The following is a 22,048-nucleotide window of genomic DNA, read 5'->3' as shown; positions in this document are numbered from 1 at the left end:
CACCGGGCCCGGCTCCGCCTTACGGGGTCCGGGCGGCGTCCGTGCCGGGGGCGGCCGGGGCCGCGGGATCCGGGGCCTCCTCGAAGTTCACCCGGCCCATGTGCCGGTTCATGGACTTCATCAGGGCCCACACGCCGATGGCGAGGGCCGCGAAGACGATGAAGCCGAGGAGGCCGGGCGTCACCTTGTTCTTGTCGAACGTGTCACCCGCCAGCGGGAGGAGCTGGGTCAGTGCTGCCTGCGTAGCGCTCATAGCTACGCATTCTCCCGGATGCCCGCGAAGAGGTCGGACTCGGGGAGGGAAGTGTCGACGAACGACTTCGCCAGCTCGTACTCCTCGGTGGGCCAGACCTCCTTCTGGATGTCCATCGGGACGCGGAACCAGCCGCCGTCCGGGTCGATCTGCGTGGCGTGCGCGATGAGCGCCTTGTCACGGATCTCGAAGAAGTCGGCGCAGGGCACGTGGGTGGTCAGGTTCCGCTCCTTGCGCTCGAACTCCTTCCACCGCTCCAGCCACTCCCCGTAGGGGGACTCCAGGCCGCGCGCGAGGAGCGCCTCGTGCAGGGCGATGGTGCGCGGCTTGTTGAAGCCCTGGTTGTAGTAGAGCTTCTGCGGCTGGTAGGCCGGGCCGTACTCGCTCTCCGGGTACTTCTCGGTGTCGGCCGCGCTGTCGAAGGCCAGCATGGAGATCGTGTGGGTCATGATGTGGTCGGGGTGCGGGTAGCCCCCGTTCTCGTCGTAGGTGGTGACGACCTGCGGCTTGAAGGCGCGGATCTTCTTCACCAGCTCACCGGCGGCCTCGTGGACGTCCGCGAGCGCGAAACAGCCCTCGGGCAGCGGGGGCAGCGGGTCGCCCTCGGGGAGGCCGGAGTCGACGTAGCCGAGCCACTCCTGCTCGACGCCGAGGATGTCGCGCGCCTCGTCCATCTCCTTGGCGCGTACCTCGTGGATGTTCTCCTCGATGTACTTGTCGCCCTGGAGCTTGGGGTTCAGGACCGAGCCGCGCTCGCCACCGGTGCAGGTGACGACCAGCACGGGAACCCCCTCGGACACGTACTTGGCCATGGTGGCCGCGCCCTTGCTCGACTCGTCGTCGGGGTGGGCGTGGACGGCCATCAGTCGAAGCTGCTCGGTCAAAACAGGATCCTCTGCGATTCGGCGCGACACTCAGCTCCTATAGTGACCGAACTGGGGGGCGGAAAATTCCAGGGGTGACCAAGCCGTCCCCGGCGAGAGGAACGATCATGAGCGCGGTGCGCGAGGGACTGCCCGAGGGCCGGTACGGCCGGTCGGCGGACGAGCGTGCGGACCGGAAGCTCAAGATCATCGGATCGGTGCTGGGTGCGGTGCTGCTGGGCGTGGTCGGCTGGATCGGCTGGGACTACGTCGCGGGACAGAGCGTGAGCGCCGAAGTGATCAAGTTCCAGGTGATTTCGGACACCGAGGTGAAGGTGCACCTGGAGGTCCGCAAGGAGTCCTCGATCACCGGTGTCTGTTCCCTGAGCTCGCAGGACAAGGAGCACGCCGAGGTGGGGCGCGCCGACTTCACCTTCGCGCAGGCATCGTCGCGGGTGGACGAGCTCGTCACCCTGAAGACCACCCGCAGGGCCGCGGTGATCGAGCTGGTCGGGTGCCGGCCGGCGCCCTCCGCCCACTGACGTCCGAAAAGGATTGAAGTCGCGCCCCGCGAGGCAATGAGCCTGTGGGGTCCTCCCCCTTTTCTTCCCGAATTGTTAGGCTCGTGGTTTCGTCCGCCGCTGGCGGCCTGTAGTCCCCTGTACCGACGAGGAGCACCCGTGACCCAGACGAGCGAAAGCGTCACCTGGCTGACCCAGGCGGCGTACGACCAGCTGAAGGCGGAGCTGGACTACCTCTCTGGTCCCGCCCGCACGGAGATCGCCACGAAGATCGCAGCCGCCCGCGAGGAGGGCGACCTGCGTGAGAACGGTGGCTACCACGCGGCGAAGGAGGAGCAGGGCAAGCAGGAGCTCCGGGTCCGCCAGCTCACGCAGCTCCTGGAGAACGCCAAGGTCGGCACCGCGCCCGCGTCCGACGGCGTGGTGGCCCCCGGCACGCTCGTCAAGATCGCCTTCGACGGCGACGAGGACGACACCATGGAGTTCCTGCTGGCCTCGCGCGAGTACGCGTCCTCGGACTTCGAGACCTACTCCCCCCAGTCCCCGCTGGGCAGCGGTGTCATGGGCAAGGCGATCGGCGAGGACGCCGAGTACGAGCTGCCGAACGGCAAGAAGGCCTCGGTCAAGATCCTGGACGTCAAGCCCTTCACCGGCTGATCACCCTCGGTCACCTTTTTCTTCCTGACAGACGACGCGCGATGCCCGGCCGGACCCTTCCGGCCGGGCATCGCGCGTCGCTGCGTCGGTACGTCGGTACGGGGCCGCGTCGGTACGGGGCCGCGCGGCTCAGCCGTCCGCTCCGCGGTACTTGCGGACCGCGAGGGTGCGGAACACCAGGATGATCAGGGCCGACCAGATCAGCGAGGCCCAGACGGGGTGGACCATCGGCCAGGCGTCGGACGGGGACACGCCCGGGTTGCCGAAGAGCTCGCGGCAGGCCTGGACGGTGGCGCTGAACGGGTTCCATTCGGCGATGGGCTGGAGCCAGCTCGCCATGTTCTCCGTGGGGACGAACGCGTTCGAGATGAACGTGACGGGGAACAGCCAGATCAGCCCGCCCGAGGTGGCCGCCTCCGGAGTCCGTACGGACAGCCCGATCAGGGCGCCGATCCAGGAGAACGCGTACCCGAGCAGGAGCAGCAGACCGAAACCGGCCAGCACCTCGCCGGCGCTCGTGTGGGTGCGCCAGCCGACGAGGAGGGCGACGATCGCCAGGACCACCATGGTCAGCGCGGTCTGCATCAGGTCGGCCAGGGTACGGCCGGTCAGGACGGCGCCACGGGCCATGGGCAGCGATCGGAAGCGGTCGATCAGGCCCTTGTGCATGTCGTCCGCGATGCCCGCGCCCGCGCCCGCCGTGGCGAAGGTGACGGTCTGGGCGAAGATGCCGGCCATCAGGAAGTTCCGGTAGTCGATGGCGCTGGTCGAGCCGCCGATCATCATCGAGCCGCCGAAGACGAAGCTGAACAGCACCACGAACATGACCGGCTGGATCAGCCCGAAGATGACCATCTCGGGGATCCGGCTGAGGCGGATGACGTTGCGCTTGGCGATCACGAGGGAGTCGTTGACGCTCTGGACGACGCCGCCGCGCGGACGGGGCGCCGCGAGTGCGCCGTTCGGGGAGGTGCCCGGGTCGGGGGACGTGACGGTCACTTCGCCGCCTCCTTCCGGGCCGCCTTGCGGCCCTTGGCCCCGGGAGCGGCCTGCGCGTCGCCGTTGTCCTCCACGGCCTTCTCGGCCGCGTGCCCGGTCAGGGAGATGAACACGTCGTCGAGGGTGGGGCGGCGCAGGCCGATGTCGTCGATCTCGATGCCCCGGCCGTCGAGTTCGCGGATGACCTCGGCGAGCAGCTTGGCGCCGCCCGACACGGGCACGGTCAGCTTGCGGGTGTGCTCCTCGACCGTGGTCTCGCCCTTGCCGAAGCCGGCGAGCACCTCGCGCGCGGTGGTGATGTGCTGCCGCTCGTGGACGACGACCTCCACGCGCTCGCCGCCGGTGCGGGCCTTGAGCTGGTCGGAGGTGCCGCGGGCGATGACCTTGCCGTGGTCGACCACGCAGATGTCGTGCGCGAGGTGGTCGGCCTCCTCCAGGTACTGGGTGGTCAGGAGCAAGGTCGTGCCGCCGGCGACCAGCTCCTGGATGATGCCCCACAGCTGTTGGCGGTTGCGGGGGTCGAGTCCGGTGGTGGGCTCGTCCATGAACATCACGGGCGGGCTGACGACGAGGGCGGCCGCGAGGTCCAGGCGCCTACGCATACCGCCGGAGTAGGTCTTGGCCGTGCGGTCGGCGGCGTCGGAGAGGTTGAAGCGTTCGAGGAGTTCGGCGGCCCGGACCTTGGCCGCCTTGGCCTTCATCTGGTAGAGCCGGCCGACCATCTGGAGGTTCTCGCGGCCGGTCAGGTACTCGTCGACGGCCGCGAACTGGCCGGACAGGCCGATGGCGCGGCGGACTTCGTCGGGATGCTCCAAGACGTCCATGCCGGCGACGACGGCCTTGCCGCTGTCGGGCCGCAGGAGGGTGGTCAGGACGCGTACGGCCGTGGTCTTGCCCGCGCCGTTCGGGCCGAGCAGACCCAGGACGGTGCCTTCGGGGACATCGAGGTCCACGCCGTCGAGAGCCCGTACATCGCCGAAGGTCTTGACCAGACCTTCGGCGTAGATAGCGCCTGGCATAGGGATTCTCCCAGTGAATCGGGCCAGTAGAATCAGAATATTCAGGGCATTTCTACGCAAATCCTATGGGCGCGGGGCGGGTCCTGCTCGGCCGAACGGGGGACGCGCCGAACGGGGGACGCTAGGACATCACCTTGTATCCCGCGCCGTGCAGGGAACGCGCGACCTCCGCGCAGTGCTCGGGGCCCTTCGTCTCCAGGTGCAGCTCCACCTCCACCTCCGTGAGCCCCAGCCGCGGGTCCGTCCGCACATGGCTCACGTCCAACACGTTCGCATCCACCACCGACAACACCGCCAGGAGCCCGGCCAGGGCGCCGGGCCGGTCGGCCACGCGCAACCGCAGGGACAGGTACCGGCCCGCCGCCGCCATGCCGTGTCGCAGGATCCGCTGGAGCAGCAGCGGATCGACGTTCCCGCCGGACAGGACGGCCACCACCGGTCCGCCGCCGTACAGTTCGGGCCGGCTGAGCAGGGCCGCGACCGGGCTGCACCCGGCCGGTTCGACCACCAGCTTGGCCCGCTCCAGACACAGCAGCAGGGCACTGGAGAGGTCGTCCTCGGAAACCGTGCGCACGTCGTCGACGAGCTCGGCGATGATGTTGAAGGGGACGTCGCCGGGGCGGCCGACCTTGATCCCGTCGGCCATCGTCATCGGTTCGTCGATCGAGATCGGGTGCCCGGCCTTGAGCGAGGGCGGGTACGCGGCCGCGCCCGCCGCCTGCACCCCGATGACCCGTACGTCCGGCCGCAGCGCCTTCACGGCGACCGCGACGCCGGCCGCGAGACCACCGCCGCCGATCCCGACGAGGATCGTCCGTACCTCCGGGCACTGCTCCAGGATCTCCAGACCGACGGTGCCCTGCCCCGCGATGATGTCGCGGTGGTCGAAGGGGTGGATGAACACCGCGCCGGTGCGGTCCGCGTACTCCTGGGCGGCCAGGAAGGTCTCGTCGACGACCTGCCCGTGCAGGCGCACCTCGGCTCCGTACTCCTGGGTCGCGGCCACCTTCGGCAGCGGAGCCCCGACCGGCATGAACACCGTCGAGCGGACCCCGAGGAGGGAGGAGGCCAACGCCACGCCCTGCGCGTGGTTGCCTGCGCTCGCGGCGACGACGCCGGCGGCCCGCTGCTCGGGGCGCAGGCCGGCGATGCGTACGTAGGCGCCGCGGAGCTTGAAGGATCCGGTGCGCTGGAGGTTCTCGCACTTGAGGTGCACCGGAGAGCCGGTGAGCGCGGAGAGGTGCCGGCTGCCCTCCATGGCGGTGACCCGGGAGACGCCCGAGAGCATCTTCTGAGCCCCCCGGATGTCGTCGAGGATGACCTGGGGGACGGGCGGGGGCACGCGGTAGTTCATGCCGTCAGTCTCGCAGGGCGCGCAGGAGGGGCGATATCTCGCCATCCGGGACACCCGCGGGGCGGGGGCCCGAACCGGCCGTATCAGTTCTTGTACGAGGCGTACGAGCCGCCGCACGGCCGCGTACTCTGTCCCCCAACCTTGTCGGACCCACGCGAAGAGAGCCCACGGCCATGCCTTCCACCCCGGCCAATTCCGATCTGCCCGCGGCGCCCGACGCGCCCGCCGGAGCCGGTCTCCTCGACGCGCTCCAGCACCAGGTGGCGGTCTTCGCCCGCCGTGCCGAGCAGACCCGTCTGGGCGGTGTGGGCCAGGCCCGCAACTCGATGGACCGCGCCGCCTACCTCCTGCTGAACCGGCTCGACCTGGAAGGCCCGATGGGCGTGAAGGCGCTCGCCGGCGGCATGGGGATCGACTCCTCCACGGTGACCCGGCAGGTCGCGCCGCTGGTCGACAGCGGTCTGGTCAAGCGGACCTCGCACCCCGAGGACGGGCGGGCCGTGGTGCTCGCGCTGTCCCCGCGGGGGCTGGCCCGGCTGGAGGAGGTCCGCTCCTCGCGGCGCGAGCTGATGGCCCGGGTGACGGAGGGCTGGAGCGAGGGCGAGCGGGAATCCTTCACCGGTCTGCTGACCCGCTTCAACCTGTCGCTGTCGGAGCTCATGGCGGCCGTGGCCGAAGCCGGTCCCGCCTCCTGAGCGGAGTCCGTCCGTCCTCTTGACCTGGGCGGCCCCGCTGCCCGCACTATGTGGACTATGCGGGTGGTTGATCAACAGGCGGGCTCCTACGCGGAGTTCGAAGCCTTCGTCGCGGGTGCGGCCGGGCGTCTCCTGCATGTCGCGGTCCTGCTGACCGGCGAACCGGATTCGGCCCGGCGGCTGCTGGCGGGCGCACTGGCCCGGACGTACGCGAACTGGCGGCGGCTGCGCGGGGACGACCCGTACGACTTCACCCGCCAGGAGCTGTGCGCCGCCTTCGCCCGGAGCGGCCGGCACCACCACGGCGGCGCCGGCCTGCTCGCCCGACTGAGCCCGCCGGAGCGGCTCGTACTCGTCCTGCGGCTCTACGAAGGGGTCGCGGAGGAGGTCACGGCGGCGCAGCTCGGGATGCCGGTGGAGCGGGTACGGGTGCTGTGCAACCGGGCCGTGGAGGCGCTGCGGAACCGGGAGGCGGCGTGAGCGGCCTCCCGGACCGGAAGGAAGCCCAGGTCAGGCGGCTCCTGGAGGGCCCGTACCCGCCGGTGCCGACGGGGCTGGCGGCGGGCGCCGCGGCTCGGGGCGGCCGCCTGCTGCGCCGGCGGCGGGCGCTGCGGCGGTTGGGCTGGGCCGTGCTCTTCGCCGCCGCGGTGGCCTTCGTGGTGTGGGCCTCCCTCACCCACCCCTGGACCCGACCCCCGACGGGCATCTCCCCACCCCTCCAGGGCTGGTGACCCCGCCGCCCGGCTACGCCGAGCCTCGGCCGGCACATCCAGCCTCGCCGGCCATCTTCAGCCTCGGCCGGCACATTCAGCCTCGCCGGCGTTTGAGGCGCGGGTCCGGGCGGAGCCCGGTGCCCGGCGGAGCCGGGTTCCCTGGGGCTCCGCCCCAGACCCCGCGCCTCAAACGCCGGCGAGGCTGGCATTGGGCCCGGCGAAGCTGGATGTGCCGGGCCGAGGTTGAAGAGGGCCGGTGTGAGCCTGATGGGCCGGCGGGGCTGGCACAGCGGCACCCGCCGGCCCTGGTGGGGGCCGGCGGGGGCCGGGGTCAGCCCAGGGCCTGGGTCAGGTCCGCGACGAGGTCGTCGGCGTTCTCGATGCCGACCGACAGACGGATCAGGTCCGCCGGGACCTCCAGGGCCGAGCCGGCCACCGACGCGTGCGTCATCCGGCCCGGGTGCTCGATCAGGGACTCGACGCCGCCCAGGGACTCGGCCAGGGTGAAGATCTTGGTGCGGCCGCAGACCGCGACCGCCTCTTCCTCGCCACCGGCGACCTGGAAGGAGATCATGCCGCCGAAGTTGCGCATCTGCTTGGCGGCGACCTCGTGCCCCGGGTGCTCGGGCAGGCCCGGGTAGAGGACCTTGGTGACCTTCGGGTGACGCTGGAGCAGCTCGACGACCTTGCCCGCGTTCTCCGCGTGCCGGTCCATGCGCACGGCCAGGGTCTTGATGCCCCGCAGCACGACCCAGGAGTCGAAGGGACCGGCCACCGCGCCCATCGCGTTCTGGTGGTAGGCCAGCTCCTCGCCCAGCGCCGCGTCCGCGGCGACCAGCGCGCCGCCGACCACGTCGGAGTGCCCGCCCATGTACTTGGTCAGCGAGTGGACGACCACGTCCGCACCCAGCGCCAGGGGCTGCTGGAGGTACGGCGAGGCGAAGGTGTTGTCCACGACCAGCTTGGCGCCGGCCGACCGCGCGATGTCGGCGACGACGGCGATGTCGGTGATGCCGAGCAGCGGGTTGGAGGGGGTCTCGACCCAGATGACCTTCGTCTTCGGGGTGAGGGCCGCCCGGACCGACTCGGGGTCGGAGGTGTCGGCCACCGACCACTCGACGCCCCAGCGGGAGACGACCTTCGCGAAGAGGCGGAAGGTGCCGCCGTACGCGTCGTTCGGAATGACCACGTGGTCGCCCGGGGCGAGCAGCGTACGCAGCAGGCAGTCCTCGGCGGCGAGCCCGGACGCGAAGGCGAGACCGCGCCGGCCGCCTTCCAGGGCCGCGAGGTTCTCCTCCAGCGCGGTCCGGGTCGGGTTGGCGCTGCGGCTGTACTCGTAGCCGCCGCGCAGTCCTCCGACGCCGTCCTGCTTGTAGGTGGATACCTGGTAGATCGGGGGTACGACCGCGCCGGTCAGCGGGTCCGCCGTGTTGCCCGCGTGGATCGCGCGGGTCTCGAAGCTCTGGTGCTCGTGGCTGTCGTCGCTCATGGTCCGATGCTATGCCCGCCCGGGGCATGGCCCCCTATTGGCCTGCTCCCCCCTCGGTCTGGTTCGCTGGAGGTATGGAGATTCTGTGGTTCGTGTTCGCGATGCTCATGATCGTGTTCATTCTCGGTCCGTACATCCGGCGCCGGCGCGGCGGTATCCGCCTGGTCTCGCCGGAGAGCCCGGACGCCGCCGACCCGGCGAACTACGGATTCGACCGGCAGGAAGAGCTCGACATCCGCGTCCCCGGGCCCGACCAGGACCTGATGGACGCCCTCGACAACGTGCGGCTCACCGGTCGGTGGCAGGCGGCCTCGCAGCTGCTCGCCGGAACCCCGCGGGAGGGCGAGCGGCGCTGGCAGCGCGTGCAGGCCTTCGGTGGGGCCGCGGCCCTGGAACTGATGGCGCAGCCCGGGAAGGGCGCGCAGTGGCTGAAGGCCTGGCGGCTGGAGGCGGAGAAGGACCCGGGCGGCGCGCAGGTGCACGCGGAGCTGCTGGTGCAGCAGGCGTGGCGGCAGTCCGGCGGCGTGGGCTCCGAGGACCACCGGATCATCCTGGAGGAGGCCCGGGAGGCGTGCCGCAAGGCCGCGCTGCTGGCTCCGGGGGACCCGGTCCCGTACATCACCGAACTGGCGATCGCGCGCGGACTGGCCTACCCGGAGGCGGAGTTCGACCAGCTGTGGGCGAAGGTCATCGACCGGGCCCCCGAGCACATGGGCGCCCATCTCGCGGCGCTGCGCTACTGGGGCGCGCAGTGGCACGGCTCGCGGGAGAAGGCCGACGCCTTCGCGCACGCGGCCGCGGCGCGCGCTCCGCAGGGCTCGCTGCTGGCGGCCCTGCCGCTGTTCGCGCTGCGCGAGAACCAGCCCGACGTCGTGCTGAGCCCGAGCTTCTACCGGGGCGCGGTCGTCACGCGGGCGGTGGAGGGCGCGCTGTACGCGGTGCACACGGCGCGGGCGGACGACCCGATGGTGGCGCACGTACGGCACCTGCTGCTGATGTTCCTGGTCTGCATGGAGCGCTGGGCGGAGGCGCTGGAGCAGGTGCGGCACGTGGACGGCTACGTGGGCGCGCTGCCGTGGACGGAGGCGGAGAACCCGGCGGCGGCGTACGCCGTGTACCGGGCGATGGCGGTGGCGGGGTACGAGGCCAACGGCGGGTCGCCCGCGACGCTGAAGCCGTAACCCTCCGCGGGTCGCCGGGTGGGCCGCCGGATCCCCCGGCTTCGCCCGGCGGGCCCGGGCGGCCCACCCCGGGGGCCGGTGGCGATCCCCTACGAATAAGGTTGCTGTAAGTAATCGCAGGCCGCATGATGCGGCGGTGGCGGCGTTCTGCCGTGCCACCCATTCCTTTTTCGTTCCCGTGGGGGGATCTGTCCATATGGGCGCTTCACTGCGCGCCTTGCGCGCCCTCGTCCTGCTCGCAGGCTTCTACCTGCTCGGCGTGTTCCTGCTGGCCGCGCTCGGTGGCATCGACTACGCCGTGGTCACCACGCTGCACGGCCCGATCGTGGCCAAGCTGCTCCTCGCCTCCGTCGTCCTCACGGTCCCGATCGTGCGCGGCATGTTCATGCTGCGCACCCCCAAGGGCGAGCCCCTGGCAGGCGTCACCGTCAGCGAGGCGCAGGAGCCCGAGCTATGGGCGGTCGTACGTGACATCGCGCAGCAGGTCGGCACTCGCGCCCCCGACGAGATCGTGCTGATCGACGAGGTGAACGCGGCCGTCGCCGAGGACGCGAAGCTGCTGGGCCTGCGCCCCGGCACCCGCCGCCTCTACCTCGGCCTGCCGTTGATGACGGGCCTGGACGAGATGCAGATGCGCGCGGTGCTCGCCCACGAGATGGGTCACTACGCCAACTTCGACACCCGCCTCACGCCGCTGATCGCCCGCGGCCGGGCCCAGCTGATCCGCACCATCGGCTACTTCCACGACCGCGCCGACAAGAAGGTCGCCAAGGAGCGCGCGAAGCAGGAGCGCAAGGACGAGAAGCGGATCGCCAAGGGCAAGAAGGCCAAGGGCGTCGACACCGCGGGCGAGGGTGCGATGTACCGCGCCATGGCCAAGATCTACATCGCGTACGGCAACTTCTACATGCGTGCCACCCGTTCCACCTCCCGCCGCCAGGAGCTCGCCGCCGACCTCGCCTCGGTGCGGGTCGCCGGCCGTGACTCGGCCGCGTCCGCGCTGCGCGAGCTGAACGCCCTCGACTCGGCCCACGACTTCTACATGGGCTCGTACGCCACCCTCGGCGTCAACGCCGGCCTGCTGCCCCGCCCCGGCGAGGTCTTCGGCGGCCTGCGCCGGCTCCTGGACGCGCGCTCGGGCGACCTGGACGACCTGCGCCAGGAACTGTCGACCGAGCCCACCTCCCCCTACGACTCCCACCCCGCGCTCGCCGAGCGCGTGGCCCGCATCGAGGCCCTGCCCGACGACGGCCGCGGCGGGCAGGCCGCCCGGCCGGCCCTGGAGCTGCTGGCCGACGCCGACGCGGCCCTGGCCGCGCTGGAGCAGGTCGTCCTCACCCCGGAGGCGCTCGCGCTGAAGCGCGTCGACTGGGAGGACCTCGTCCACGAGTCCATGACCGTGTACGTCGGCCAGGGCGCGGAGGAGCTCCGCGAGGCCTTCGCCGCCGAGGGCGCGGGCCCCGGGCTCGACGCCGTGCTGGACGCCTTCGACGCCGACCCGGCGGTGCGCTGGCGCATCGCCGACCGGTTCCCGAAGTCCGAGGAGGCGCAGGCCGCCACCGGCCGCACGGCCCGCGAGTTCGCCCGCCCGGTCGTCCGGCGCGCCCTGAACCAGCTGATCACCGTCGAGCTGACGGCCCGCGGCGCCGCCCGCTGGCAGCTGTCGTGGTCCGACTCGGCCTCGCTGCGCTACCCCGCCGACGGCTTCGAGGACCGGCTGGGCCAGGCCCTGGACTCGGCCGTGGCCGACCTGCCCGACACCGAACCCCTGCGAAAGCTGGTGCTTGCCCCGTGATCGGCCTCTACATCCTGGGCGCCGTGCTGCTCTTCGGCGCGTTCAAGTTCCTGCGCGGCGTCTACTACATCCGCAAGGCGAAGCGCCTGGAGGCGGAGATCGCCGTCATCGAGGGCCGGACCGAATCCCTGAACGCCGACGCCGCGGCCGTCAAGGCCGAGGAGAAGGCCGAGAAGGCGGCGGCGGTCGTCGCGCTGGGATTCGTGGCCGAGGCCGACCTCGACACCGAGAACCCCGCTCCGGTGCCGCCGGAGCGGACCGCCGTCCTGGAAGCGGTCCGGTCGGGCGACTGGGAGGCGGCGGCCGCGTACGTCGAGGCGGCCGGGAAGAACTGGCACGAGCGCATGGAGCGGGTCCGCCCGCTGGCCGAGGCGGCCGCCGAGGAGGACGCATGGCTGCTGGCCTGGCGTGCGGCGCGGCCCACGGACCCGACGGCGGCCCTGGTCGACGCCGACACCGCGATCCAGGTGGCGTGGAACGTCCGCGGCTCCCAGTCGGGCAGCCGCACCACGCAGGAGCAGTTCCGGCTCTTCCGCGAACTGCTGGTCAAGGCGCAGGAGGCGGCCCACGCGGCCCAGCGCCTCGCCGACCCGGCGGACCCGACCCCGTACATCGTGGAGCAGCCGATCGGGCAGGGCCTGGGCTATTCGCACGAGCGGTACCACGAGCTGTGGGCGCAGATCGTCGAGCGCGATCCGAAGGTGCTGTGGGCGCACGTCAGCGCCCTGCAGTACTGGTGCCGCAAGTGGCGCGGCTCGCACGAGCTGGCGCTGGCCTTCGCGCGGGAGTCGGCGGCGGCCGGGGCGCCCGGTGAGCTGTTCTCGCGGCTGCCGCTGATCGCGTACTTCGAGCAGGAGACGCACGAGGACGACCTGGCCGCGGAGACGTTCTTCAAGGAGCCGGAGATCGTCGCGGCGGTCGACGCGGCGCTGCTGGACCTGGCTGCGGCGGGCGACGACCACCCGGGGACGGTGGGCATGCGGCACATCCTGGCGTACCTGCTGTTCTGGCAGGACCGCGACGCGGAGGCCGTCGAGCAGTTCCGACACATCGACGGGTACATCGGCGCCCTGCCGTGGACCTACGCGGGCTCGCCGAAGAGCCGGTACCTCTACGCCCGGGACTGGGCGGTGGGCGTGACCACCCCGGGTCTCTGATCCGAGGGTCGGCGGAGGGCGGGTCGGGGAATCCCGGCCCGCCCTCCGCACGTTGTCACTCCCACAAGGAGGGAATCCATGTTCTCGTACCGCCGTACGCCCGAGCTCCCCACCCGCGAGGAGGCCCTGACGGGCCGCGCGGAGCCGCTGTTCGCCGTGCCCGACCGGCACACCGTGCTGGGCAACCCGCTGTCCGGCCCCTACCCCGCGCACCTGGAAGTCGCCGACTTCGGTCTGGGCTGTTTCTGGGGTGCGGAGCGCAAGTTCTGGCAGACCCCCGGTGTGTGGACCACGCTGGCCGGCTACCAGGGCGGCTTCACCGAGAATCCGACCTACGAGGAGGTCTGCTCGGGCCTGACCGGCCACACCGAGGTGGTCCGCGTGGTCTTCGACCCCTCCCAGGTCTCCTACGCCGCGCTGCTGAAGCTGTTCTGGGAGTCCCACGACCCCACCCAGGGCTTCCGCCAGGGCAACGACGTGGGCACCCAGTACCGCTCGGCGGTCTACACCCACTCCCCCGAGCAGCAGGAGACGGCGGAGGCCTCCCGCACGGCCTACCAGCAGGTCCTGGCCTCCTCGGGCTACGGCCCGATCACCACGGCGGTGCTGCCGGCGGCGGAGCGCCCCTTCTGGCCGGCAGAGGCACATCACCAGCAGTACCTGGACAAGAACCCGGGCGGCTACTGCGGCATCGGCGGCACGGGAGTGTCCTGCCCGATCGGCGTGGCCAAGGCCCCGGGGGCGTGAGCGACCCCGCCGTCGACCCCGCGCACGAGGAGCTGACCCGTCTGTGGCGGCAGCACAGGCCGCCCGGCCCGCTGCTGCCGCACGAGCTGTGGACGGTGCACGGCGGCGGGGGCGGGGCGGGGGCGAGGACGGGGCTCCCGGCCCTCAGATCGTCGACGCGTCGATCACGAAGCGGTAGCGCACGTCGCTCGCCAGGACCCGCTCGTACGCCTCGTTGATCTGTCCGGCGGCGATCAGCTCGATCTCCGAGCCCAGTCCGTGCTCGGCGCAGAAGTCCAGCATCTCCTGGGTCTCGGCGATCCCGCCGATCATCGATCCGGCGAGGGTCTTGCGGCCGCCGATGACGGAGAAGAGGTTGAGCGCGACGGGCTCCTCCGGGGCGCCGACGTTCACCAGCGCCCCGTCGACCTTCAGCAGGCCCAGGTACGCGTCCAGCCCGATCGGCGCGGAGACGGTGGACACGATCAGGTCGAAGCGGCCCGCCAGTTCCTCGAAGGTGGCCTCGTCGCCGGTGGCGTAGAAGTGGGAGGCGCCCAGCTTCAGGCCGTCCTCCCGCTTGCGCAGCGTCTGCGACAGGACGGTGACCTCGGCGCCGAGCGCGTGCGCGATCTTCACGCCGAGGTGACCGAGCCCGCCGAGGCCGACGACCGCGACCCGCTTGCCGGGGCCCGCCTGCCAGTGCTTCAGCGGCGAGTAGAGGGTGATGCCGGCGCACAGCAGCGGGGCGGCGACGTCGAGGCCGAGGCCGTCGGGGATGCGCAGGGTGTACTTCTCGTCGACGACGAGGTGGGTGGAGTAGCCGCCGTACGTGGGCTCGCCCTCGCGGTCGAGCGCGTTGTAGGTGCCGGTCATGCCCTCGACGCAGTACTGCTCCTGGCCGCGCAGGCAGTACTCGCAGCGGCGGCAGGAGTCGACGAAGCAGCCGACGCCCACCCGGTCCCCGACGGAGAACCGGGTGACGGCCGGGCCGACCTCGGACACGACACCGGCGATCTCGTGGCCGGGGACCATCGGGTAGATGCCCTCGCCCCAGCCGTCGCGCACCTGGTGGATGTCGGAGTGGCAGATGCCGGAGTACTTGATGTCGATGAGGACGTCGTGCTCGCCGAGGGGACGGCGCGTGATGGTGGTGCGCTCCAGCGGGGCCTTGGCGGCAGGGGCGGCGTACGCGGCGACCTGGGTGCCCTGGGTGCCCTGAGTGACGGACATGGGGGTGCTCCTCGAAACGGCGTGGGTCTGTGGTGACCCCCACGCTGCCGCCTCGCCCGGCGGACAACCATCCACCTGTTCTGCCTACGACCGGCGAACCTACGCCTGGTGGGGTCAGGCTCACGCCTGCCCGGCGGCGGGCGGTCCGGGGATACTGGCGGGATGGACCAGCTTGATCAGCGAGCCTGCCTCGGCGAGTTCCTCCGCTCCCGCCGTGCGCGGCTGCGCCCCGAGGACGTGGGCCTGCCCGACCACGGCCGCCGCCGGCGCGTGCCCGGGCTGCGCCGGGAGGAACTGGCGCAGCTGGCCGGGGTGTCGGTCGCGTACTACACGCGGCTGGAGCAGCGCGACGGGCACAACGTGTCGGTGGAGGTCCTGGAGGCGCTCGCGCGGGCCCTGCGCCTCGACGGGAGCGAGCGGGCGCACCTGATGGACCTGGCGCGGCCGAAGGCTCACCGGCGCCGCCTCAGCCGGCGCCCGCAGCAGGTGCGTCCGGAGCTGCGCACGCTGATGGACGCGATGTGCGGGGTACCGGCCTACCTGGTGGGGCACCGACAGGACGTCATCGGCTGGAACCGGCTGGCGGCCGCGGTCTTCGGGGACTTCGGGGCGCTGCCGGCCGCCGAACGGAACCTGGTGCGGCTGGTGTTCCTGGATCCGGCGACGGCGGAGCTGTACGGGGAGTGGGAGTGCCGGGCGTGCGAGGTGGTGAGCAACCTGCGGATGTACGCGGGCCAGCACCCGGACGACCCGCAGCTGTCGGCGCTGGTCGGGGAGCTGTCGGTGAAGAACGAGGAGTTCCGGCGGCTGTGGGCGGCGCACACGGTGGCGGACAAGACGCACGGGGAGAAGCTGCTGCGGCACCCGATCGTGGGTGAACTGCGGCTGTCCTTCGAGACGCTGAAGCTGCCGGACGACCCGGCGCAGTCCCTGGTCACCTTCCACGCGGCCCCCGGCTCCCCGTCGGCGGACGCCCTGCGTCTGCTGGCGTCGTGGTCGGCCCCGGCGGAGGGGGCCGGGGCGCGGAACCCGGCGGCTACAGGGTGAGCTGGTAGTACGCCGCGGGGCGGTCGAGGCGGTAGCCCAGGCTCTCGTTCACCGCCCGCATCGGGGTGTTCTCGTCCGCCACCGTGGTGGCGATCCGGCGCAGGGCGGGGTACCGGTGGCGAGCCTGCTCCAGCATGTGCAGTTTGACCGTGCGACCCAGCCCGTGGCCCCGGTGGGCGGGGGCGACGACCGTGTCGTACTGGAGGGCGCGCGGGCCGGTCGGGTCGGGCAGGACCAGTTCCGTGTACGCGGCCACCTCGCCCTGCGGGGTCACGGCGGCGGCGGTGGTGATCTCGCCGCCCCGGTCCAGGACGAGCCGGTGGGCGGCGTGCAGCCGCTGCGGCGTCCAGGCCTCGATCTTCTCGTCGATGTCGCCCATGGGCGCGTCCTGCATGGCCCCGTGGGCCGTGGCGAGCGGGGCGGCCCAGTCGTCCGGCACCAGGCCGTGCCAGGCGCGCAGTTCGTAGCCCGGGGCGACGGGAACCGGGACCTCGCCCGCGGCACGGCCGGGGGTGGCGTCGGGGGTGCCCGTGGCCGGCTGCTGCCGCGTCACGTCCTGCTCGTACCAGGCCATGGGCAGGACGTTCTCGAAGCCGAGGGACTCCGCGAACGCCTGCCCCGGTCCGCCCAGGTCCACCACGGTCGAGACCGAGGTCCGGCCGTGGGCGAGGAGCTCGGCCCGGACCTGCTCCCACAGGGCCCGGCCCAGGCCCCGGCGTCGGGCGTCCGGGTGTACGACGATCAGGTCGAGGAAGGCGGTGTGCGCGTTGGCCTCGTCCTTGAACAGGACCAGGGCGGCCACGCCCGTCCCCTCGTCCGTGGTCCAGAGCGCGGCGCGGCCGTGCGCCGGCGTGACGCGCAGCCGGCCGGCCACCTCCGTCCGGGCGGGCGGTGGGCCCTGCGGCCGGTCGGCGGCCTGGGCGGCGGCGAGGACCGCGATCCAGTCGTCTGTCTCGGTGTCGGTCGGGGGCAGCGACAGGGCGCGGATGGTCATACCGGGGACCTTAGTTCCGTGACCGGCAGGATTCACGGGGTCGCGACGCCCGGCACGGCACGGCACGGCACGGCACGGCACGGCACGGCACGGCACGGCACGGCACGGCACGGCACGGCACCGGATGATCCACTCGGGCCGCATCCTGCCGTTCCCCGGCCGAACGCCGGACGGCGGGGACCCCGTGAGGAGTCCCCGCCGTCCGGTGCGTGCGGTGGTTCGGGATGTCAGGCGGCCGAGCCGGCCTTCCACTCCGCCCAGGCCATGTTCCAGCCGTTGAGGCCGTTCTCCGGCTTGATGACCTTGTCCGGGGAGTTGATCACCTCGACCACGTCGCCGATGAGCGAGTTGTCGAAGAACCACGCGGCGGGCTGGTTCGGGTCGCCCGCGCCCTTGGCGTCGTTCAGGCCGACACAGCCGTGGCTGGTGTTGGCGCTGCCGAAGACCGAGTCGGCTCCCCAGTAGTTGCCGTGGATGAAGGTGCCGGACTGGGACAGGCGCATGGCGTGCGGGACGTCCTTGATGTCGTACTCGCCCTTGCCCTCACTGTCCTTGAAGCCGACGGTGGAGCCGTCCATCCGGGTCTCCTTGAACTTCTCGGAGATCACCATCTGACCGTTGTAGGTCGGGTTGTCCGGGGAGCCCGCCGAGATCGGGATGGTCTTGAGGACCGCGCCGTCCCGGGTGACCGTCATCTTCTTGCTCTTCACGTCGACCTGCGAGACCTGGCTGCGGCCGATCTTGAAGGTGACGGTCTTGTTCTGGACGCCCTGGATGCCGGGAGCGCCCTGGACACCCTCCAGCGCCAGCTTCATCGTGACGGTGGAGTTCGCGTCCCAGTACTTCTCCGGGCGGAAGTCCAGGCGCTGCGCGCCGAACCAGTGGCCGACGACCTCCTGGTTGCTGGTGGAGGTGACCGAGATCGCCGCCTGGACGGCCTTCTTGTCCTGGATCGGCTTGTTGAAGGTGATCGAGACCGGCATGCCCACGCCGACCGTCTGACCGTCGTCGGGGAGGAACGAGCCGATGAAGCTGTTCTCCGGGGAGACGGTGGTGAAGGAGGCGTTCTCGTGCGCCTCCTTGCCGTCGGCGTCCTTGGCGGTCGCCGCCAGGGCGTACTTCGTGGAGCGCTTCAGAGCGGCGTCGGGCTTCCAGCTCTTGCCGTCGGCGGCGATCTTGCCGGCCACGGCCGCGCCCTCGCTGGTCTTCAGCTCGACCAGGGTGAGCGTGCCGTCGGCGACGGCCACATTGGCCGCGTCGTTGAGGCCGACGTTCGTGGCCCCGTCCTTCGGCGTGATGGTTATCTTCGCCTTCGAGGCGTCCTTGGCCGCTGCCGCGTCGACGTCCGCCTGGGCCTTGCCCGACTCGCCGCCCTTGGGCTTCGCGTCGTCTTCGCCGCCGCACGCCGTGAGCATCAGTACCCCACCGAGAACGGCGGATATGGCCACCAGGGACCGCCTCCGCCGCTTACTGTCCGTCCTCACACGCCACTCCATCGTTGCCGGATACCCCGGAGGCTGGCCGTCCCCGGGGTTGGCCCGGCAGGGGGCACACCCCCTGCCTGGTCCTGACAACGCATTAACGGCACCGGGCGGTTCCACATTCCGTTCGGATGTGGTCCACCACACGGTCAGGCGTTGTCGGGTTCCTCGTCGAAGTCCCCATCTTCCTCGTCCAGGTCCCACTCCATCGACTCGGGGTCGTATTCGACGGGCTCGCTGCTCCAGGAGGCCTGCGCGAGCTCCACCCCGGGGATGTCCGCGACCAGGTCGGTGGGGTCGACGAGGTAGGCGAGGGCCTCCGACTCGTCCTCGCGGACGGCGGACTCGGCGTGGCCGCGCTCCTCGTCCGGCATGAACTCGTCGGCCTTGATGTGTGCGAGCGCGGCTCCGGTGAGTGCCTGGACGTCGGGCACCTCCAGTACCAAATCCACCCGAAGTCGTACGTAACGTGATGTCTCAGAAGAGTTCATACGACGGAGAGTAAGCCCGCGGAAGCCCCGACTTTCCCACGACCCGCCCCTTTCCGTAGCATCACCGCACACGGCCAATTCGCTGCTGCCACAAGGGGGATCGCACCGTGTCCGCACGCCGACCGCTGCTCACCGCTCTCGGAGCGACCACCCTCCTCGCCGCCCTGTGGTTCGTACCCTCGGCGGGTGCCACCTCGGCCGGTGTCGAGGAGACCCGCTCCGGTGTGCCCGCGGGCGCGAACGCCGCCGGGACGGCCACCGACGCGACCGGCTCCGCCGCCGCAGATTCCGATTCCGGCTCCGGTTCCGGCTCCGGTTCCGACGCGCCCGGTTCGGTCACGGGAACGGCCTCCGGGCCGGCCTCGCGCCCGCTGTCCCTGCTCGCCGACACCGGATCGGTGGACACCACCCCCTACCTCCTGGGCGGCACCCTCTTCCTCGGGGTCGGGGCGGGCTTCGTGGCCTTCTCGATCCGCCGCTCGCACGCGCTGTAGACACGCGAAGGGCCGCCCCGGGGACGGATCCCGGGGCGGCCCTTCGACGCGTACGCGGCCTGGCGTCAGGCGAGCGGACCCGTCACCGGCTCCACCGCGGCCAGCAGGCCGCCCGTACGGATGAACTCGTCGGCGGCGGCCAGGTCAGGGGCGAGGAAACGATCCGGCCCGGGACCCTGCACACCCGCCGCGCGGGCGCCCGCGATCGCGGCCTGGCTGGCCGGGGCCGGGGTCAGCCCGTGGCGCAGCTCGATGGCGCGGGTGGCGGCGTAGAGCTCGATGGCGATGATCCGCGTCAGGTTGTCGACGGCGGTACGGAGCTTGCGCGCGGCCGACCAGCCCATCGAGACGTGGTCCTCCTGCATGGCGGAGGAGGGGATCGAGTCGGCCGAGGCCGGCACCGCGAGCCGCTTCATCTCGCTGACCAGGGCGGCCTGCGTGTACTGGGCGATCATCAGACCGGAGTCGACGCCGGCGTCGTCCGCCAGGAACGGCGGCAGACCGTGCGAGCGGTTCTTGTCGAGCAGCCGGTCGGTGCGGCGCTCGGCGATGGAACCGAGGTCGGCGGCGGCGATGGCGAGGAAGTCCAGCACGTAGGCGACCGGGGCCCCGTGGAAGTTGCCGTTGGACTCCACGCGCCCGTCGGGCAGCACCACCGGGTTGTCGACGGCGGCGGCCAGCTCACGGGAGGCCACCAGGGCGGCGTGCGCCATGGTGTCGCGGCCCGCGCCGGCGACCTGCGGGGCGCAGCGCACGGAGTAGGCGTCCTGCACGCGCGGGGCGGTCTCCTCCTGGTAGTGCCGGACCAGCCCGGAGCCCTTCAGGACGGCGGCCATGTTCGCGGCGGAGGCACCCTGCCCCGGGTGCGGACGGATGGCGTGCAGTTCGGGCTGGAGCACCTTCTCGGTGCCGAGCAGCGCCTCCAGCGTCAGCGCGGCGGTGATGTCGGCGCTGGTGTAGAGCTTGCCGAGGTCGGCGAGCGCCATGACCAGCATGCCGAGCATGCCGTCGGTGCCGTTGAGGAGGGCGAGGCCCTCCTTCTCGCGGAGCACGACGGGCTCGATGCCGGCTTCGGCGAGCAGTTCGCCGGCGGGGCGGACGGTGCCGTCCGGGCCCTCGGCGTCACCCTCGCCCATGAGGGCGAGCGCGCAGTGGGACAGCGGCGCGAGGTCGCCGGAGCAGCCCAGGGAGCCGTACTCGTGGACGACGGGGGTGATCCCGGCGTTGAGCACGTCGGCCATGGTCTGCGCGACGGAGGGGCGGACGCCGGTGTGACCGGAGGCGACGGTCTTGAGGCGGAGGAACATCAGCGCGCGGACGACCTCCCGCTCGACGCGCGGGCCCATGCCGGCGGCGTGCGAGCGGACGATGTTGCGCTGGAGCTGGGCACGCAGCTCGGGGCTGATGTGCCGGGAGGCGAGCGCACCGAACCCGGTGGACACGCCGTAGACGGGCTCGGGCTTGGCGGCGAGGGCGTCGACGATCTCGCGGGCCCGGGCGAGGGCATCGAGGGCCTCCGTGGAGAGCTCGACGCGTGCGTTGCCGCGGGCTACGGCGATGACGTCCTCGGCGGTGGTCCCGGACGTCCCCACCACGACAGTGTGCATATCCATATTCAGCACCCTACGGATTGAATCGCTTCATGTCACTAGGCTGAATCGTCACGATCGCGACGCGGCCGCACCCCTTACGCGCCGATGCCGCGGGCGGTCGGTCACTGGCGGCCCCGGAACCGGCGCCGCTCCCCGGGAGCCTCCTCGGCGGCGGCGTCCGCGAGCCGGACCACCGCGGTGTCCCGGCCCGCCACGACGGGCTTCGGCGAGCGCGCGGCCTTGGCCTTGTACTGGGCGGCGTCCGCCAGCCGGAACAGCCGCCGGGAGGACTTCACCAGGCCGATCGGGTCCCCGGTGGAGGCCACGCCGCAGGCCACCCCCTCGCCCAGTTCCAGCTCGGCCGCCCGGGTGCACACCTCCTCGGCGACGCGCACGATCTCGTCCGCCGTCGGGCCGACCCCGACCAGGCAGAACTCGTCACCGCCGAGCCGGGCCACCAACGCTCCCGGCAGCATCGCCCCGCACAGGCTCAGGACCGACCCGAACCGCTCCAGGAGTCGGTCGCCCATGGCGTGGCCGAGGGTGTCGTTGACCTTCTTCAGCCCGTTCAGGTCGCAGACGACCAGGCTGACGACCGCCCCGGTCCGCCGGTGCTCCTCCAGGGCCTCGTCGAGCCGCATGTCGACGGCCCGCCGGTTCGCGAGCCCGGTCAGCGGGTCGGTGAAGGCGAGCCGCCGGGCCTCCTCCAGCCGCTCGTTCTGGGCGAGACCGGCCGCGACCACGGCGGCGAGCACGGTGGCGAAGTCGGCGTCGTCCTCGTCGAAGTCGGGCAGCCCCTCGTCCCGGGCGACGTACAGCTCGCCCCAGGCGCGGCCGCTGAGCACGATGGGCGCGACCACGCAGGTCCCGCGGCCACGGCGGCGCAGGGCGTCCCCGCGCCGCCCCGGCCGGTCACCCGCGGCGCTCTCCACCCAGGCGTGCGGGCCGCCGCCGCCCACCCAGAGCTCGTGCAGGAACTCGGTGATCTCGGGGAAGTCGTGCACGGGATAGGACTCGTCCTCGGGGAACTCCTCCTCGCCCGCCCGCCGCTCGCCCTCGTTCACGAGCACCCGCAGGCGCCCCCGCTCCCGCTCCCACGCGGAGATCGCGGCGAACGAGCCGTCCAGTGCCACGCGCGCGCCTCGCGCGGCCGCCCGCACACTGTCCCGCGGCGCGCAGGCCGCGGCCATCGCCTGAGCGAGTCCCACCACGGCCCGTAGCCGCCCGTCAACTCCCATCACCCCAGGTTAGGGACTTTTGTCCGATTTGGGGACAATGAGCGCGACATTCGGTACCA

Annotated in this window: 23 protein-coding genes; 11 read left to right on the top strand and 12 right to left on the bottom strand. The window is 71.9% G+C overall.

The features are described from left to right. Positions 1-19: 19 nt before the first annotated feature. Together BCL76_RS21585 and mca are read right to left on the bottom strand one after the other, a co-directional pair. Positions 20-253, bottom strand: a complete 234-nt coding sequence (locus tag BCL76_RS21585) for a hypothetical protein (protein WP_109781104.1) — start codon at positions 251-253, stop codon at positions 20-22. A gap of 2 nt (positions 254-255) precedes the next feature. After that, positions 256-1,137 (bottom strand): mycothiol conjugate amidase Mca, encoded by an 882-nt coding sequence (gene mca / locus BCL76_RS21580; protein WP_109781103.1) that lies wholly within the window; start codon positions 1,135-1,137, stop codon positions 256-258. A gap of 107 nt (positions 1,138-1,244) precedes the next feature. On the opposite strand from mca, the gene BCL76_RS21575 reads away from it, so the two are divergent. Further along, positions 1,245-1,658, top strand: a complete 414-nt coding sequence (locus BCL76_RS21575; protein WP_109781102.1) for a DUF4307 domain-containing protein — start codon at positions 1,245-1,247, stop codon at positions 1,656-1,658. Between the two features lie 138 nt (positions 1,659-1,796). After that, a complete protein-coding gene (gene greA, locus BCL76_RS21570; protein ID WP_030765152.1) occupies positions 1,797-2,294 on the top strand; it encodes a transcription elongation factor GreA in 498 nt (165 codons plus the stop codon). 129 nt (positions 2,295-2,423) lie between these two features. Here greA and BCL76_RS21565 read toward each other — a convergent pair whose 3' ends face one another. From BCL76_RS21565 to ilvA, 3 genes are all read right to left on the bottom strand, one after another. Continuing rightward, complete coding sequence (locus tag BCL76_RS21565; RefSeq protein WP_109781101.1) at positions 2,424-3,293, bottom strand: ABC transporter permease; 870 nt, start codon at positions 3,291-3,293, stop codon at positions 2,424-2,426. Continuing rightward, positions 3,290-4,312 carry an ATP-binding cassette domain-containing protein gene (locus tag BCL76_RS21560; RefSeq protein WP_109781100.1) on the bottom strand — a complete coding sequence of 341 codons (1,023 nt, stop codon included), beginning with the start codon at positions 4,310-4,312 and terminating at the stop codon, positions 3,290-3,292. Before BCL76_RS21560 ends, BCL76_RS21565 begins: the two co-directional genes overlap by 4 nt. A 121-nt stretch (positions 4,313-4,433) precedes the next feature. Further along, entirely contained in the window at positions 4,434-5,666 is a 1,233-nt protein-coding gene (gene ilvA, locus BCL76_RS21555; RefSeq protein WP_109781099.1) for a threonine ammonia-lyase, read from the bottom strand. A 173-nt stretch (positions 5,667-5,839) separates the two neighbouring features. Between ilvA and BCL76_RS21550 the strand changes: the two genes are divergently transcribed. The 3 genes from BCL76_RS21550 to BCL76_RS21540 are packed head-to-tail and all read left to right on the top strand — an operon-like array spanning position 5,840 to position 7,092. Continuing rightward, positions 5,840-6,361, top strand: coding sequence for a MarR family winged helix-turn-helix transcriptional regulator (locus BCL76_RS21550; RefSeq protein WP_030009956.1), 522 nt, complete (start codon positions 5,840-5,842; stop codon positions 6,359-6,361). 57 nt (positions 6,362-6,418) lie between these two features. After that, positions 6,419-6,841: a sigma factor-like helix-turn-helix DNA-binding protein gene (locus tag BCL76_RS21545; RefSeq protein WP_109781098.1), complete on the top strand. Its 423-nt coding sequence runs from the start codon at positions 6,419-6,421 to the stop codon at positions 6,839-6,841. Further along, on the top strand, positions 6,838-7,092 hold the full coding sequence (locus tag BCL76_RS21540) for a hypothetical protein (protein ID WP_109781097.1): 255 nt from the start codon (positions 6,838-6,840) through the stop codon (positions 7,090-7,092). Before BCL76_RS21545 ends, BCL76_RS21540 begins: the two co-directional genes overlap by 4 nt. Before the next feature lie 313 nt (positions 7,093-7,405). On the opposite strand, the gene BCL76_RS21535 is transcribed toward BCL76_RS21540, so the two are convergent. Continuing rightward, positions 7,406-8,563 carry a cystathionine gamma-synthase gene (locus tag BCL76_RS21535; protein WP_030765172.1) on the bottom strand — a complete coding sequence of 386 codons (1,158 nt, stop codon included), beginning with the start codon at positions 8,561-8,563 and terminating at the stop codon, positions 7,406-7,408. A gap of 74 nt (positions 8,564-8,637) precedes the next feature. Here BCL76_RS21535 and BCL76_RS21530 point away from each other — a divergent pair, with 74 nt between their 5' ends. From BCL76_RS21530 to msrA, 4 genes are all read left to right on the top strand, one after another. Further along, the gene (locus BCL76_RS21530) at positions 8,638-9,744 is read left to right on the top strand and encodes a hypothetical protein (RefSeq protein ID WP_109781096.1); all 1,107 of its coding nucleotides are present in this window, start codon (positions 8,638-8,640) and stop codon (positions 9,742-9,744) included. Between the two features lie 196 nt (positions 9,745-9,940). Beyond that, entirely contained in the window at positions 9,941-11,539 is a 1,599-nt protein-coding gene (locus BCL76_RS21525) for a M48 family metallopeptidase (RefSeq protein ID WP_109781095.1), read from the top strand. Next, positions 11,536-12,696, top strand: coding sequence for a hypothetical protein (locus BCL76_RS21520; protein WP_109781094.1), 1,161 nt, complete (start codon positions 11,536-11,538; stop codon positions 12,694-12,696). The genes BCL76_RS21525 and BCL76_RS21520 overlap by 4 nt, the downstream gene beginning before the upstream one ends. A gap of 78 nt (positions 12,697-12,774) precedes the next feature. Beyond that, the gene (gene msrA, locus BCL76_RS21515; RefSeq protein WP_030712379.1) at positions 12,775-13,443 is read left to right on the top strand and encodes a peptide-methionine (S)-S-oxide reductase MsrA; all 669 of its coding nucleotides are present in this window, start codon (positions 12,775-12,777) and stop codon (positions 13,441-13,443) included. Positions 13,444-13,587: 144 nt separating this feature from the next. Here the strand turns inward: msrA and BCL76_RS21510 are convergent, their stop codons facing one another. Then, positions 13,588-14,652 carry an NAD(P)-dependent alcohol dehydrogenase gene (locus BCL76_RS21510; RefSeq protein WP_109781093.1) on the bottom strand — a complete coding sequence of 355 codons (1,065 nt, stop codon included), beginning with the start codon at positions 14,650-14,652 and terminating at the stop codon, positions 13,588-13,590. A 162-nt stretch (positions 14,653-14,814) separates the two neighbouring features. On the opposite strand from BCL76_RS21510, the gene BCL76_RS21505 reads away from it, so the two are divergent. After that, positions 14,815-15,699, top strand: coding sequence for a helix-turn-helix transcriptional regulator (locus tag BCL76_RS21505; RefSeq protein ID WP_109781092.1), 885 nt, complete (start codon positions 14,815-14,817; stop codon positions 15,697-15,699). Here the strand turns inward: BCL76_RS21505 and BCL76_RS21500 are convergent. From BCL76_RS21500 to BCL76_RS21490, 3 genes are all read right to left on the bottom strand, one after another. Then, the gene (locus tag BCL76_RS21500) at positions 15,689-16,693 is read right to left on the bottom strand and encodes a GNAT family N-acetyltransferase (protein WP_181382649.1); all 1,005 of its coding nucleotides are present in this window, start codon (positions 16,691-16,693) and stop codon (positions 15,689-15,691) included. The two genes, BCL76_RS21505 and BCL76_RS21500, sit on opposite strands and share 11 nt — an antisense overlap. A gap of 227 nt (positions 16,694-16,920) precedes the next feature. After that, positions 16,921-18,189: a L,D-transpeptidase gene (locus tag BCL76_RS21495; protein WP_109781090.1), complete on the bottom strand. Its 1,269-nt coding sequence runs from the start codon at positions 18,187-18,189 to the stop codon at positions 16,921-16,923. A gap of 134 nt (positions 18,190-18,323) precedes the next feature. Continuing rightward, a complete protein-coding gene (locus BCL76_RS21490) occupies positions 18,324-18,665 on the bottom strand; it encodes a hypothetical protein (protein WP_052873263.1) in 342 nt (113 codons plus the stop codon). 107 nt (positions 18,666-18,772) lie between these two features. Between BCL76_RS21490 and BCL76_RS21485 the strand changes: the two genes are divergently transcribed. Further along, positions 18,773-19,159 (top strand): hypothetical protein, encoded by a 387-nt coding sequence (locus BCL76_RS21485; protein WP_109781089.1) that lies wholly within the window; start codon positions 18,773-18,775, stop codon positions 19,157-19,159. 65 nt (positions 19,160-19,224) lie between these two features. On the opposite strand, the gene hutH is transcribed toward BCL76_RS21485, so the two are convergent. Both hutH and BCL76_RS21475 read right to left on the bottom strand, forming a co-directional pair. Further along, positions 19,225-20,766 carry a histidine ammonia-lyase gene (hutH, locus tag BCL76_RS21480; RefSeq protein ID WP_109781088.1) on the bottom strand — a complete coding sequence of 514 codons (1,542 nt, stop codon included), beginning with the start codon at positions 20,764-20,766 and terminating at the stop codon, positions 19,225-19,227. A gap of 107 nt (positions 20,767-20,873) precedes the next feature. After that, complete coding sequence (locus BCL76_RS21475) at positions 20,874-21,989, bottom strand: GGDEF domain-containing protein (RefSeq protein ID WP_109781087.1); 1,116 nt, start codon at positions 21,987-21,989, stop codon at positions 20,874-20,876. Positions 21,990-22,048 lie beyond the last annotated feature (59 nt).

Source organism: Streptomyces sp. CG 926 (assembly GCF_003148825.1).
In the GTDB taxonomy this organism is placed as follows: Bacteria; Actinomycetota; Actinomycetes; order Streptomycetales; family Streptomycetaceae; genus Streptomyces.
Note: the sequence above shows the minus strand (reverse complement) of the source record. Positions and strands in the feature narration are given on the sequence as shown.